At 38.7% G+C, this 13,991-nt stretch carries 17 protein-coding genes; 7 read left to right on the top strand and 10 right to left on the bottom strand.

Annotated elements, in window-relative coordinates; all coding sequences use genetic code 11:
* Positions 1–13 precede the first annotated feature (13 nt).
* The 5 genes from AC2JBO_RS11160 to AC2JBO_RS11140 form a co-directional block, all read right to left on the bottom strand.
* On the bottom strand, positions 14–421 hold the full coding sequence (locus AC2JBO_RS11160) for a hypothetical protein (RefSeq protein WP_496953721.1): 408 nt from the start codon (positions 419–421) through the stop codon (positions 14–16).
* A gap of 69 nt (positions 422–490) precedes the next feature.
* Positions 491–982, bottom strand: coding sequence for an acyltransferase (locus AC2JBO_RS11155; RefSeq protein ID WP_496953720.1), 492 nt, complete (start codon positions 980–982; stop codon positions 491–493).
* 36 nt (positions 983–1,018) lie between these two features.
* Entirely contained in the window at positions 1,019–2,365 is a 1,347-nt protein-coding gene (locus AC2JBO_RS11150; protein ID WP_496953719.1) for an ABC transporter ATP-binding protein, read from the bottom strand.
* Positions 2,366–2,481: 116 nt separating this feature from the next.
* The gene (locus AC2JBO_RS11145; RefSeq protein WP_496953718.1) at positions 2,482–3,582 is read right to left on the bottom strand and encodes a DegT/DnrJ/EryC1/StrS family aminotransferase; all 1,101 of its coding nucleotides are present in this window, start codon (positions 3,580–3,582) and stop codon (positions 2,482–2,484) included.
* A complete protein-coding gene (locus AC2JBO_RS11140; protein ID WP_496953717.1) occupies positions 3,582–3,992 on the bottom strand; it encodes a sugar 3,4-ketoisomerase in 411 nt (136 codons plus the stop codon). Before AC2JBO_RS11140 ends, AC2JBO_RS11145 begins: the two co-directional genes overlap by 1 nt.
* A 694-nt stretch (positions 3,993–4,686) precedes the next feature.
* On the opposite strand from AC2JBO_RS11140, the gene AC2JBO_RS11135 reads away from it, so the two are divergent.
* Positions 4,687–5,520, top strand: coding sequence for a metallophosphoesterase (locus AC2JBO_RS11135; protein ID WP_496953716.1), 834 nt, complete (start codon positions 4,687–4,689; stop codon positions 5,518–5,520).
* 197 nt (positions 5,521–5,717) lie between these two features.
* A complete protein-coding gene (bioB, locus tag AC2JBO_RS11130; RefSeq protein WP_496953715.1) occupies positions 5,718–6,719 on the top strand; it encodes a biotin synthase BioB in 1,002 nt (333 codons plus the stop codon).
* Positions 6,720–6,779: 60 nt separating this feature from the next.
* On the opposite strand, the gene petL is transcribed toward bioB, so the two are convergent.
* Positions 6,780–6,872, bottom strand: coding sequence for a cytochrome b6-f complex subunit PetL (gene petL, locus AC2JBO_RS11125; protein ID WP_496953714.1), 93 nt, complete (start codon positions 6,870–6,872; stop codon positions 6,780–6,782).
* Between the two features lie 339 nt (positions 6,873–7,211).
* Between petL and AC2JBO_RS11120 the strand changes: the two genes are divergently transcribed.
* The gene (locus tag AC2JBO_RS11120) at positions 7,212–7,751 is read left to right on the top strand and encodes a CAP domain-containing protein (RefSeq protein WP_496953713.1); all 540 of its coding nucleotides are present in this window, start codon (positions 7,212–7,214) and stop codon (positions 7,749–7,751) included.
* 211 nt (positions 7,752–7,962) lie between these two features.
* Positions 7,963–8,487 (top strand): CAP domain-containing protein, encoded by a 525-nt coding sequence (locus tag AC2JBO_RS11115; RefSeq protein WP_496953712.1) that lies wholly within the window; start codon positions 7,963–7,965, stop codon positions 8,485–8,487.
* Here AC2JBO_RS11115 and AC2JBO_RS11110 read toward each other — a convergent pair.
* Positions 8,474–8,608: a hypothetical protein gene (locus tag AC2JBO_RS11110; RefSeq protein WP_496953711.1), complete on the bottom strand. Its 135-nt coding sequence runs from the start codon at positions 8,606–8,608 to the stop codon at positions 8,474–8,476. The two genes, AC2JBO_RS11115 and AC2JBO_RS11110, sit on opposite strands and share 14 nt — an antisense overlap.
* A gap of 47 nt (positions 8,609–8,655) precedes the next feature.
* Between AC2JBO_RS11110 and AC2JBO_RS11105 the strand changes: the two genes are divergently transcribed.
* Positions 8,656–9,285, top strand: a complete 630-nt coding sequence (locus AC2JBO_RS11105; RefSeq protein WP_496953752.1) for a ribonuclease H-like domain-containing protein — start codon at positions 8,656–8,658, stop codon at positions 9,283–9,285.
* A gap of 33 nt (positions 9,286–9,318) precedes the next feature.
* On the opposite strand, the gene AC2JBO_RS11100 is transcribed toward AC2JBO_RS11105, so the two are convergent.
* The 3 genes from AC2JBO_RS11100 to pdxA form a co-directional block, all read right to left on the bottom strand.
* Entirely contained in the window at positions 9,319–9,771 is a 453-nt protein-coding gene (locus AC2JBO_RS11100) for a rhodanese-like domain-containing protein (RefSeq protein ID WP_496953710.1), read from the bottom strand.
* A 220-nt stretch (positions 9,772–9,991) separates the two neighbouring features.
* Positions 9,992–10,501, bottom strand: a complete 510-nt coding sequence (locus AC2JBO_RS11095) for a hypothetical protein (RefSeq protein WP_496953709.1) — start codon at positions 10,499–10,501, stop codon at positions 9,992–9,994.
* 253 nt (positions 10,502–10,754) lie between these two features.
* The gene (gene pdxA / locus AC2JBO_RS11090; RefSeq protein ID WP_496953708.1) at positions 10,755–11,852 is read right to left on the bottom strand and encodes a 4-hydroxythreonine-4-phosphate dehydrogenase PdxA; all 1,098 of its coding nucleotides are present in this window, start codon (positions 11,850–11,852) and stop codon (positions 10,755–10,757) included.
* Between the two features lie 129 nt (positions 11,853–11,981).
* Between pdxA and AC2JBO_RS11085 the strand changes: the two genes are divergently transcribed.
* Together AC2JBO_RS11085 and AC2JBO_RS11080 are read left to right on the top strand one after the other, a co-directional pair.
* Complete coding sequence (locus tag AC2JBO_RS11085; RefSeq protein WP_496953707.1) at positions 11,982–13,064, top strand: ABC transporter ATP-binding protein; 1,083 nt, start codon at positions 11,982–11,984, stop codon at positions 13,062–13,064.
* A gap of 462 nt (positions 13,065–13,526) precedes the next feature.
* Complete coding sequence (locus AC2JBO_RS11080) at positions 13,527–13,760, top strand: hypothetical protein (RefSeq protein ID WP_496953706.1); 234 nt, start codon at positions 13,527–13,529, stop codon at positions 13,758–13,760.
* Positions 13,761–13,991: the final 231 nt, after the last annotated feature.

The following is a 13,991-nucleotide window of genomic DNA, read 5'->3' as shown; positions in this document are numbered from 1 at the left end:
ATACTATTTATAGCTACTCCGAAATACCCATAAGGATTTGACTAGTGAAATTAATACAAATGTCATAGCCGAAAAATGGATTTTCAAAAATATACCAAGCATCTAAACCACATACCATAAATGTCTGATTATTCAGAAATTCTAAATGTAAATCAGAACTTTTATGTAAAAATGTATTCGGGTTAAAACTCACCATTTCTATTTCTTCTTGCTGATTCAGCCTCATAATATTACTACTAGGATTTATGTGGACTGAGTATAATCTACCTGGGTCAATACGTATAAATTTTGGAGAATTAGATAAATTTAGTTTTATCTCAAATTCCTCCTCCGGTTTAACACTTATAGATGATAATAAGCTATTACATTCTTGAAATTCTAATGTATCAGAATAAAATATTTGTAATGTAAATGTGATCAAATGACGATTTTTGTTTTCATTTGTTCTAAAAAATGAGGATGAGTGAAAATCCATTTTATAAATTTTATCCTAATGTGACTCTAAAAATCTAACTATTCTTGCTGGGTTTCCTACCACTAGAGCATTGTCAGGAACATCGTGAGTTACCACAGAACCTGCACCAACCATTGCATTTTTGCCAATAGTAATACCAGGTAATATGGTCGCGTTAGCTCCAATGCTAGCTCCGCATTTTACAACGGTTTTTGGAAATTCGCTTAAATATTGTCTGCTACGTGGAAACAAGTCATTCGTGAATGTCGCATTAGGACCGACAAATACATCATCTTCTAAACGCACTCCATCCCAAAGATATACTCCACATTTAATAGTGACACGATTTCCGACTATGACATCGTTCTCAATAAAGGTGTGGTCACAAACATTAACGTCTTCTCCAATTACTGCTCCTGGCAAAATATGAGCAAATGCCCAGATACGTGTCCCTTGACCAATACTATTAGTTTCTACATGAGCTAATTCATGAATAAAGTAGTTTATATCTTGTTGATACGTTTCCATAGTCGCTATTTTAATTATACGTTTGTATATAAATACTTAAGACTTGAAATGTAAGTAATTCATCTTTGCTGGAATATACACTTTAGATGTAAAACGCTCTAAAGGGTCTACAGGCAAATTTACATTAAAAACTAAAGCGTTATTTATCCAATCTAAATAAATGTGTTGTTCATTTTCTATAATAGGTAACTCTATAGCAAAGGTTAAAGTATATATCCCAGCATTAAGTACATTAGTAGTTTCTATTTCCACAATGTAAACTTCTCCTGGCTCCACAGATGGCAATTCAATTTTTTCAATTGTTGAGACGGAACCAATAATATCAATTCCTTTAATATCTCTAATTAAATATCCAAAACAAAAAGTGGGTAATTGTTTTTCAAAAATAATCGAAGCTTGAATTGCAAATTTCTCATTAAACTCTAGTTCATTCGTCGGCATGTGTTGACTGTTTAACAATTTAACATCCAACAATCTTGCTCCACCGTCTCCATAACGAGAAACTCCTTCAGCTAGCTTAACCTCTTTATCTGTGGAAACAAAAATTTCACATATTGTATTTAAATTATTCTCTAAAATTAGATTTCGTTTTTCTCGAACAATTTGACTTTTCTGTATATTTACCTCCCGCTTCAATTCCTGATTCATTTCTCCATGAAGAATACTCATATAATTAGCGACTACTTCCGATGCTTTGCCAATTTCTTTAAGTTTACCATGTTCAAAAAAAGCACAGCGTTGGCAAAGACTTCTTACTGATGCAGTGTCATGACTAACAAATAATACTGTAGTCCCAGCATCCATCATTTGCCTCATCCGTGCCATACACTTTGCTTGAAAAAACATGTCTCCTACTGCTAGTGCTTCGTCTACAATTAAAATATCTGGGTTAACGTGAATCGCAGCAGCAAAAGCAATCCTCACGTACATCCCGCTTGAGTAAGTTTTAACTGGTTGATCTATAAACTCTCCAATATCCGCAAATGCGGCGACATCATCAAACCGCTCATCAACTTCCTGACGAGACAATCCCATTATCGCCCCATTTATATAAATATTTTCTCGCCCTGTAAATTCAGGGTTAAACCCGGCGCCCAATTCCAGCAGCGCTGCAACTTTCCCATTAACTCGTACCAGCCCACTAGTTGGTGTAAGAGTACCACAAATTAATTGTAAAAGCGTAGATTTTCCGGCGCCGTTGCGTCCAATAATGCCCATAGTCTCTCCCTTGACTATATCAAAGGAAATATCATAAACAGCCCAAAACTCTTGTGCGTAGCTCTTTCCAGGCAATAATAGTTCTTTCAACCTATCGGCTGGACGAGCATAGCGCTTAAAGCTCTTGGAGACATTTTTGAGCGAAATAGCAATATCTTCACCCATTGCACCTCACACCGTTATTTGAATTCGTTTTACTTACAAATTTTAACGCTACGCGCGCTCACAATCGCTCACATCTGTTGATAAGCGTATTAACTACTTTACAAGTCAGTTACTACTCAAACACCCTCCATTAAGGTTTCAATTACCATTTTCATTTCATTACTCTTCATATGTGCCCCCATTGGTAAACTTAGTACTTCGTTACTTAACTTTTCTGTAATTGGGAAATCTCCTATTTTCCATCCATTTTCCCTATATGCATCTGATAAATGCGGTGGGATAGGATAATGAATGAGTGTCCCAATACCAGCTTGAGTCAAATGCTGCTGTAATTTATTTCGTTTGCAATGACGCACCACAAATATATGCCATGCTGGTTGTGTAAAATCCGGCACAAATGGCAAGACTAAGTTGTCAATTTTAGCTAAAAACTTCAAGTATTCTTGTGCTATAATGGTGCGCCGAGCATTCCATTCATCTAATTTTGCAAGTTTTACCCGTAAAAATGCGGCTTGTAGTTCATCAAGACGACTGTTATAGCCTTGAATTTCATTTTCATATTTGATGCGAGAGCCGTAATTACGGAGCAAACGAACTTTTGAAGCTAAGTTTCCATCGTTTGTTGTTACTGCTCCTCCATCACCAATAGCCCCTAAATTTTTAGTTGGATAAAAGCTGAAACCCGCAGCATCCCCCAAACTACCTACACGTTGCCCTTTATAAAAGGCGCCGTGAGCTTGAGCTGCATCCTCGATTACCTTAAGATTGTAAATTCTGGCAATGTCATTAATGGCATCCATACATGCTGGTTGCCCATAAAGATGTACTACTAAAATTGCTTTCGTGCGTTCAGTAATTGCAGCTTCAATTAGAGATGGATTAATATTATAAGTCTGAGTATCTGGTTCTACTGGTACTAATGTTGCTCCTACATACGAAACGGCTAACCATGTCGCGATATATGTGTTCGCTGGCACTATCACCTCATCACCTTTACCAATTTCCATCGCGCGCAAAATTAGGTGTAGAGCGTCTAAGCCATTTCCGACACCAACGCAGTATTTGACTTGGCAATAAGCAGCAAATTCTGATTCAAAAGCTTCAAGTTCTTTTCCAAGAATATACCAAGCACTCTCCATTACCTTACGGTAAACTGCATCTAGTTCTTCTTTAAGTTCATAGTATAAATCTTCCATCTTCAAAAATGGTACGAGCATCAACTTTGTCTCCGTTCAGATGCTAAATAATCTTGGTAATCTCTGTAGTAATCTAGTTCGCTGTAAAAAGCAGATGCTAAAACCATACAAACAGAACCTGAAGAAAAGTTATCTATTTCTCTCCACACCATCGGGCAAATATAAAGTCCATAATAAGAGCGATTTAGATGAAAACGTTTTTTTTCATATCCATCATCTAAAATTACATCAAAGCTGCCAGACATAGCTATTAAAAACTGCTCACAACTTTTCAACGCATGACCCGCACGACTGGCGCCACCAGGGACATCATATAGATAAAAAACTCTCTGAATGACAAAAGGAATGTGTTTGGAATTTTCTATAAACGTTAAATTTCCTCTAGGGTCGTTGATTTTAGGTAGTTCTAGCGTATAGCAGTTTTCAAGCATTGTTTTAACCATTAAGTATTAAAGTGAAAGTTGATTATATATATAGAAATTATTAAAAGTGATAACGTTAAAGAGATAAACGTCATACCTAATCTAAGTCGAGCGATTTGAAGCTTACTAACATTAAACACTTTAGTCAAAAAAATGCTTGAAATATTAATCCAAAGCGTTCTTGTGGAGCGCTATTAGTTAATGGAAAGAGCAAGGTAGATAGAATTACTGTAATTATTAACCCTTTTAAAAAATACCTTATTTGCTGCTGTAACCAATTAGTATATAACAGTTAGAGCTTCTTGAGCAGCCATACCTTAAGTAGCATAAAATTGTTTTTACTGATGAGCAAAATAATTTTTCAGTTTGATACAATAATCAAGTCAACGACATTTTACAACTAGTTGAGTGTTTATTTAAATTAATATATTAAGCCTAAACTTAATCGATATACTGGGTAAAACACAACAATTTGAAATAGTAATATCACATATTCAACGAATTGTAAAGCATATAAAATGATTGCTTAGTAAGATTAAACAGAGTAAAATCACAATACAATTTAAACATTACTAAGTACAGTAGTAATAAAGTATTTACTAAAACATTATAAAGTTTTTAAGAAAATATTGTGATTTATATGCAAAATATCTTCACAATTTGATAAGCTGGAGGCGCCAGTTATGAGGAGTAACGCAGTTGTATGTACTGGTTGTTTTCTGGACCGTTGAGCGTTGAGAGGATAACAGTTAATATTGCAAACCTGCCGCCGTCGTTGGACGGAACGACGCTGGTGCAATTGTCGGATTTACATTACGATGGTTTGCGCCTGTCGGATAAAATGCTCTCGCAAGCGATTAAAATAGTAAATCAAGCCGAACCCGATTTAGTTATACTCACTGGCGATTATGTTACGGATGACCCATCACCGATTCATCAGCTAGTGCTGCACCTCAAGCATTTACAAACGCGCGCTGGGATTTGCGCTTGTTTAGGAAACCACGATTTGTACTATCAATATTCGCAATCCATAATCACCGATGCTTTTAATAGTATTGGTGTTCAAGTTTTATGGAACGAAATTGGTTATCCTTTGGGTTCAGAGTTACCCTTCGTCGGTCTCGCGGATTATTGGTCAGGAAAATTTGACCCAAAAATACTTGACCTACTTGACCCTGATACACCGCGTATTGTTCTCTCTCACAATCCAGATACGTTTGAATTAGTACAAAACTGGCGCGTAGATTTACAGCTTAGTGGACATACCCACGGCTCACAAATAGTGATTCCTGGGATTGGACCCCTAGTTGTTTACTACTATAAGTTAATTCGCAAGATACCACGCAAAATCCGTAAGTATATTCCTTTTCTACGTGGTGGTTGTGCTAAAGTTGTGCGTCACTGGGAATGGGCACAAGGTTTCCATAAACTTGGAAGCAATCAGCTTTACGTAAATCGCGGTCTGGGTACTTATCCACCTGGGCGCCTTTTTTGTCCTCCCGAAGTAACCATTATTACTCTTAATAGTGCTGAGTAAAAAGTGCTGAGTGCTGAGTCAAGTTAGGAGTTAGGAGTTAGGAATTAGGAGTATCACTCAGCACTCAGCACTCAGCACTTTCAACTCTTCCGCACTCAGCACTCAGCACTCAGCACTTTCAACTCTTCCGCACTCAGCACTTTCCACTTTTTCAAGGTACTATCATAGAAATTCTCGATTATAAGGACGGCGGATTCGTGATAGTACGCTACGATTGGCAAGAAGCCGAAATACGCGAAATCTACAATACACCTTTACTTGAGCTAGTTTATCAAGCAGCTAGCGTCCATCGCCAGTATCATAACCCCAAGCAAATTCAAGTATGTAAGCTGATATCTATTAAAACAGGTGCCTGCCCTGAAGATTGTGGCTACTGCGCTCAGTCATCTCGCTACAAAACTGAAGTCAAACCTCAAGCACTTCTCGAAAAAGAAACGGTTCTTAATATTGCTCAAAACGCTAAAGCCAGCGGTGTTAGTCGCGTTTGTATGGGCGCCGCTTGGCGTGAAGTTCGTGACAATGCACAATTTGAGGAAGTTATTGACATGGTTAAAGATGTCACCTCAATGGGGTTAGAGGTTTGCTGCACGTTGGGAATGCTTACCGAAAATCAAGCAAAACGTTTAGATGAAGCAGGACTTTACGCTTATAACCATAACCTTGATACCTCGCGCGATTATTACAGCACCATTATTACTACGCGAACCTATGACGACCGTCTCAATACAATAAATAACGTTCGTCAAACAAATGTAACCGTCTGTTCAGGTGGCATTTTAGGCTTGGGCGAAAGTCCAGAAGACCGAGTTTCGATGCTGCACACTCTCTCAACACTAAACCCTCACCCCGAATCTGTACCAATTAATATTCTTTCACAAGTTAAAGGCACACCCCTCGAAAACCAACCCGATGTTCCATTTTGGGATGTAGTACGGATGATTGCTACCGCTCGTATAATTATGCCCACATCTGACGTGCGCTTGAGTGCTGGGAGAGCAAGACTTTCAAAAGTTGAACAGGCATTTTGCTTTATGGCAGGCGCCAATTCTATCTTTTCCAGCGACGATGGACATATGCTTACCGTTACCACTCCTTGTCCTGGTTATGACTCCGACAGCGAACTCTTAAATTTACTAGGACTCGAAACGCGGGCGCCATTCGTTAAGAAAAATCAAGCGCTCCCCCAAATCACCATATAAATGTAGAGACGCGATATATCGCGTCTTAATATATCGCGATATATCGCATTTCGACTCTGATTAAATAATCTTAGCCGCACGTAAACCGAACAAAAGACCTACAGACAGAGCAAAAAATGCGCCAATGTAGACAATAAAGAATATTACGCCCATGTTAACTTTCTCCACAATTGTTTATATATTCTATTGAACCACTCGACAGAGGCAGGGGGAAGGGGGGGAAGATAAAAGGTAAAAGGTAAAATAATCTTCTTTCGCCTTTTTCCGCAAAATCACGTAAACTTTACGTTAAATTATTAAAATTTTCAACAATAATTCGTAATGACTTTATAGTTATAGATTGTATTTAATCGATATTGACGCGAAAATCGGAATCTGGAAAGATTGGCATTATTCCGGAAAATCGTTAAGTACACACGTATATCAAAAGAAAAACCAACACTTGCACCTGCAAGACTTTATTTTAAATACACCTACACAAAAGAGTTATAGATGATGCGACAAACTGCTTTTGGCATAGCTCTGAGTACGATTGTCATAGCTAGCGGGTTAACAAACCCTATATCTAGTCAAATAGCGGCAAAAAAAGTTAATCAAGCTAAACCAGTATCAACTTTATCAAGTCAGGCAATACTCACTAGTAAGTATAGTACTAGAGAACTAGAGAAATCTGTTTTTGATCAAATTAATCGCTATCGAGCTTCCAAAGGTTTAACTAGACTTACTCTTAACGCCAAAATTTCCAGACAGGCAAGGATACATAGTTTGAATATGGCTGATGGTAAAGTCCCTTTTAGCCATAACGGATTTGAAAAGCGTGTAAAGTCAACTTCTGTAAGCTTTGAAAGTGCTGCTGAGAATGTTGCCTTTAACCAAGGTTACGATGACCCAGCGGCCGAAGCTATTAGTGGTTGGATAAAAAGTCCCGGTCACTTAAAAAATCTTAGAGGCAATTACAATCTTACTGGTGTTGGAGTTGCCACCAATAAACAAGGACAAGTGTATCTCACTCAAATCTTTATCCGTAATTGAGTAATGAGTGCTGAGTGCTGAGTGCTGAGTGCTGAGTGCTGAGTTTGTAGAGGTGCCCTGGTTTCTTGCGTCTCTACAATCGTATTTATACTTACTAAATGTTTTTAGTGTGTCAATTTACAAACTGTCCTCAAAACGATTTTTACGTAAGCAAATAAAAAATAATCGGTGTAGATTAAAACAGTGTTTCCTATTAATTGACTAAATACTTATGAACCGAAAAGTTGTTACTTTCGGTGCTATTTTCTTGGCGAACGGTCTAGTTTTAATGCCAGATAGCACTTATGCAAACGCGCGTTCAGTAAGTCAGGCGCCACTTTATATCAGGGTAGCGCAATCTACCGATGTCAATACGAATACAATTGAACAATCAATTTTTGACAAAATTAATCAGTACCGTGCATCAAAAGGGATGTCTCCATTAGTACGCAACTCGAAAATAGACAGTCAAGCTAGAACCCATAGTCAAAATATGGCAAGCGGAACAATTCCGTTTGGTCATCAAGACTTTAGCAACCGCGTCAAATCCCTTGGTATTCCTTATAACGGCGCCGCTGAAAACATAGCTTACAATCAGGGTTATGAAGACCCAGCAACTCAAGCTTTTGAAGGTTGGCTCAAAAGTCAGAGTCATAGAAAAAACATCGAAGGCAATTATAGCCAAACAGGAATTGGTGTAGCTGCCAATATTAAAGGGGAAATCTACTTCACGGAGATTTTCATTAATAGCAAGTAGTGCTGAGTGTTGAGTGTTGAGTGCTGAGTGCTGAGTGCTGAGTGCTGAGTGTTGAGTGTTGAGTGCTGAGTGAAATAATATAATGTTGAGGAGCAGATAATATAGTGCTGAGTAGAAACACAATTGATTGTCTCTTTACTCAGCACTCAGCACTCAGCACTTATTACTATGACACTACCCGATTTCCAGGTTTGCGATAGAGATATTGATGAAACGACTCTATTGACTTACTTAAAAAGTGATGCAATTGCCGTTGATACCGAAACAATGGGACTACTACCACAACGCGACCGTTTATGTTTAGTTCAGTTGTGTAATAGCGAAGGAAAAGTCACCGCAGTTAGGATTTTACGTGGGCAAACCGAAGCCACTAACTTAAAAAAACTTCTTGAAGCTACAAATATTGTCAAAATTTTTCACTTTGCCCGCTTTGATATCGCCGCACTCCGCTACAATCTCGCAATCAACGTCCAGCCTGTTTTTTGTACTAAAATAGCTAGTAAACTCGCACGTACTTACACAAATCGTCACGGACTCAAAGATTTAATCCTCGAACTCGAGAAAGTAGAGCTTGACAAAAGCGCACAGAGTTCTGATTGGGGAAACGCAATCAACCTTAGCGAAGAACAATTAAGCTATGCTGCCAATGATGTTAGGTACTTAATCAACGCGCGGCAAAAATTAATAGATATGCTTAAACGCGAAGAACGTTACGAAATCGCGCAACAGTGTTTCCAGTGTTTGCCTACAATCGTAACGTTAGATTTGATGCAGTTCAAAGATTTATTTGAACACTAACGTAGAGACCGAATATACTCGGTCTCTACATATTTACACTTCTTTACTTTGGGTTTCTTTATGATTCTTTAGACGATCTACAACGTTGTAATCATCGGCACCAGCAGGAGTCTTTGATTCAACAATACCTTCGGTTGGTCCACCAATAGCTTTCCATGCAGCTAATCCACCTTTGAGTTCTGAAACATTTTCATACCCAGCGCTTCTTAGGTGTTGTGCAGCTTGAGCAGTTTGTTCGTCACCTTCACCATAAAGGTAAATGTCACGAGTCTTTTGGAGTGAAGCTGACATTTTACCTAGGTCTTCTAATGGCATGGACATGGCGCCCATGATGTGACCTTCATTAAATGTTCTGCGTTCGCGCACGTCTATGATTGTAAAAGCTGGTTCGCCCCATTCAAGACGCGACTTCAGAGCATGAACATCAGAACGTGAATTGGTTGGCGGTTCTTGAGGAATGATATTATCGAAAAGTTTGTTAGCCATGTGAGTCCTCTCCTGACGCTATTTAAATGTTAGCTATTTTTTTCAAAACTTCCTTACTAATAGCAATTTACCTAAAATTAATCAACAATGACTCTTTCTACAGAATGAAGCGTGAATATATATCTTTAGTTGTAAGACATACACTTAGCTAAAATTAAGATTCTCGACTCTTTACAATAAGTCAAGAATCCCTCTTATGACCACGAAAAATTAAGTTCCCTTAAGCGAGTACAAAGTCAACGTCACTTGTTCCAGCAGCTTGTGATTGACCAGATGTTAATAATTGTCCGTTGACATCAACGGCGAAAGGTGTACCTGCTAAATTAAGGTTGTAATCAGTTTTATTACCAGTGTATCCAACACTCGCAATCATTTTACGCCCAGCGTCTGTATACTGGAATGCCAGCATTTGATTTTTATTTTGCTTGTTATCTTGTGCCCAAATAACCATGTACTGCTGTCCTTGGTAATCAAAAATTTTGGGTGGACGGTTTGGAACGTATCGACCTGGATCTCCAAAACTTGCATCTAAAAATGACTGTACGGAATCTGGTTCTACAGTAGCGTAGGCAACTTCTTCGGGTGATGTTGCTTCAGCGTCACCTTGACTTTCATCAACAACTTCTTCTTGTCCACGGTTCTTAAAGTAATCTACTGCTGCCTTTGTTCCTATTGCTCCAACGGTAGCGATACCAGCACCAACTAGTACATTACGAAGTAGATTATTCATTATTAGCTCCTGATAGGGTATGAGTATCGTGGATAATACTATCATTAACCGCGTAAATTCATAAATTTATTCAAATTTTTTATACTTTTTAAAATTTACTCTTTTTGCTTGAGTGTTATAGAATCTCTATGCAAACTATTGGGTAATTGCAAACAGTAATAGTGCAAGTTGACAATGATATTTTAATAACAATTCTTATTCAACTATAAAAGCATATATAAAGCTACAACTAAAATTACAACTTTGGTCGCATTTACTTTTGAAATTTTAGCTTTTGGCGTTGAAGTGACAAAGAGTAAGCTAATTCAATCGCTGCTTTCATACTTGTAGCATCAGCAATACCTTTATGAGCAATATCGAATGCAGTACCGTGGTCAGGAGAGGTGCGAACAAAGGGTAAACCAATTGAAGTGTTAACCGCGCGGTCAAACGCCATCAACTTAACGGGTATCAAACCTTGGTCGTGGTACAGTGCAAGGTAAGCGTCAGCAGGATTAGATTTTTGAGAATTCCCATACCATGCTAAACCAGGTTTTACCCACATCGTATCTGGTGGAATCGGACCATCCAGTTGCAAGTTATCATGCTTTTGTTCTTCTAACCAAGGAATTAGCCAGTCACGTTCCTCACTACCCAGCTGTCCTTGTTCACCGCTATGAGGATTTAATCCAGAAACAGTAATTCGGGGACTTTCAATACCAAAATCATTTTTCAGGCACTCTATTAATAAATCAAGTTTTTGCGTCATTAACTCTGGAGTTAATACTTTAGATACTTGACACAAAGGAATATGTGTAGTGACCAGTAGAGTTCTAAGTATCCAACCAGTATGAGGAGAACGCGCGACAAATAACATACCTACACGCTTGGCGCCAGACTTTTCTGCCAAAAGTTCAGTTTGTCCTGGGTAATTGTATCCTGCTGCTTTCCATGCTGACTTTGCTATCGGCGCCGTGACAATAGCATCAAACTCTCCAGCAGTAGCGCGCGTAATAGCTTGTTCTAAAAAAGCAAAACTTGCTCTTCCGCTTGCAGCCGAACCTTCTCCAGGCGTAATGTTAGCTAGAGTAACAGCGTCTATCTCAATATCTAATATTTTTAACTCCGATGGTTCGACTAGCTTACCTATACCTTCAACAGATTTAAGTTTTGTGTACGTGTCAATAAGTAAACTTCGAGTACCTACAACAGTAATATCAAATTCTCGAAATTGTGAATCTGACAGCGCTTTCAAAACTACCTCTGGTCCTATCCCCGCAGGGTCTCCTAGAGTAATAGCTAAACGAGGACGTGTAGGATAGGCATCTTGCCTGTTTGTGTAGTTGCATTTCGCCTGTTTGTGTAGTTGCATTTTGCCCGTCCGTGTAGTTGCATCTTGCCTGCCCGTGTGGTTAAAGGACAGTAGAAGGACATCTGGGACAGATATCCTACGGTTTTACATTACAATTTTAAGAGTTTATGAGAGAAGACCAACAAATAAATGGCAAACGTTCGTCTTGAAAACATCAAACGCCGCTTTAACAATGTAACGGCCATAGAGGATATCACCTTTGAGATACCCGACGGTGAGTTTTGGGTATTGGTTGGTCCAAGTGGATGCGGAAAGTCTACAATACTCCGAACGATAGCAGGTTTAGAAAATGCCACTTCGGGAAATCTCTACATTGGGGAAACGTTAGTTAATAATGTCCCAGCACGACAACGGGATGTGGCAATGGTGTTTCAGAATTATGCTCTATATCCCCATATGTCGGTAGGTGAGAATATTGCCTTTGGGATGAAAATGCGGAAGATAGACTCTAGAATTATTCAGCAGCGCGTTGCAGAAGTTGCCGCTTCTTTATCGTTAGAACATTTGCTCGACCGTAAACCCAAGCAGCTTTCTGGTGGACAGCAGCAGCGAGTCGCGTTAGGAAGGGCAATAGCAAGACAAGCACAAGTATTTTTACTCGACGAACCACTATCAAACTTAGATGCACAACTGCGCGACGACACACGCGCGGAGTTGAAACAATTACATCAAAATTTACGTAACACAACTGTATATGTTACCCACGACCAAGTAGAGGCAATGACTCTCGCAGATAAAATCGTGGTATTAAGCCAAGGACATATCCAACAAATTGGAGAACCACAAACAATTTACAATCAGCCAGCAAACCGAATGGTAGCAACCTTCATTGGCAATCCACCGATGAATATTTTACCAGCGAAGTTTACGGGTAACGGGTTTGATATTTATGGTCAAGTATTACCCCTACCTGCCTCCATGAAAAAATCCAATTTTTCAGCAGCACAACAACTTGACTTAGGCATTCGTCCCGAACATATAAGTATCACTTCTGAACCATCAGCTTTAACTGTTGATGTCAAAGTTGTCGAACCATTAGGACGAGAAACACTAATACGCGCGACTATACCCGGTTCAACACAGAACTTAAGTATTCAAGCTTCTGGAAATATACGTCCTTATCCTGGTGACAAATTAAATTTAAACCTTGACTTAGACTATTTATTCGTATTCGATACCAACACAGGCAACAAATTATACCCCCTCTTGTAGCATAGGCATCTTGCCTGTGCTTGCATCCTGCCTGTGCTTTGATGTTAAGTATGATTACGATTTTGAATATCTGTACTAATGTTCTTGTTATTTTTGTTTAAATAAGAATATTACTCCAAATAATTGCGCTATCCTCAGCAATATGAACTCAATATTGACTCGATATTGACGATAAAAGCCAGAGGTGCAAAAAATGGTTAGGAAGTCATTGAAGCTTTCGTTGAGATGCTGAGTGAACAAAATCAACCACTACCTGAACCTCGAATGCTTCCTACAAAACCTTTGCAAGTTGCCTAATCAAATACACACCATATGTAGCTGCAACTCCAATTAATGTGGCACCTCAAACTATCTTACGATTTGATAGCAGGTGCTAGGTCGTGGCAGCGATAAAATTCAATACCGTTTTATAAGCTGTCGGTCATAACGGATGAACCTATTAGATTTGAAGAGTGGTATATAATGTCAACTACTAATAAGCTAAAGTCATTTTGGTTGAATGATATTCCATCTCTATCTTGGACAACAGAGACTAATACTATCCAATTTTTTGAGTGCAAAGGATGGTCTCAAACTCGTTATTATTGCTGTATACCAAACTGCAAGTCTTTGAAAGTATATGTCATTAGAGGAAAACCTGAACAGCATCAAACATCACCAATCATCACATTTGATTTTGTTGATGAGCGAGAATAAGCATAATTGGGAACCTCAAATTGCTTATTCAAGCCTGACGGAGATGCTTCTTGAAGTCGGATATCAATTAGAAAACCCCTACGCATAACATAACACTCTGATAATTATGATGTTTGTTGTTTCAATATGCGTAGAGACGCGATTTAATCGCGTCTCTACAAGAATTGGTGAAGGTGTTGGGTTCCGCAAAGCCTCCACCCAACCTACGATTGTTCTATACGGGTTGTAGTT

The organism is Calothrix sp. CBUCES-K 9914, from assembly GCF_059640475.1.
Note: the sequence above shows the minus strand (reverse complement) of the source record. Positions and strands in the feature narration are given on the sequence as shown.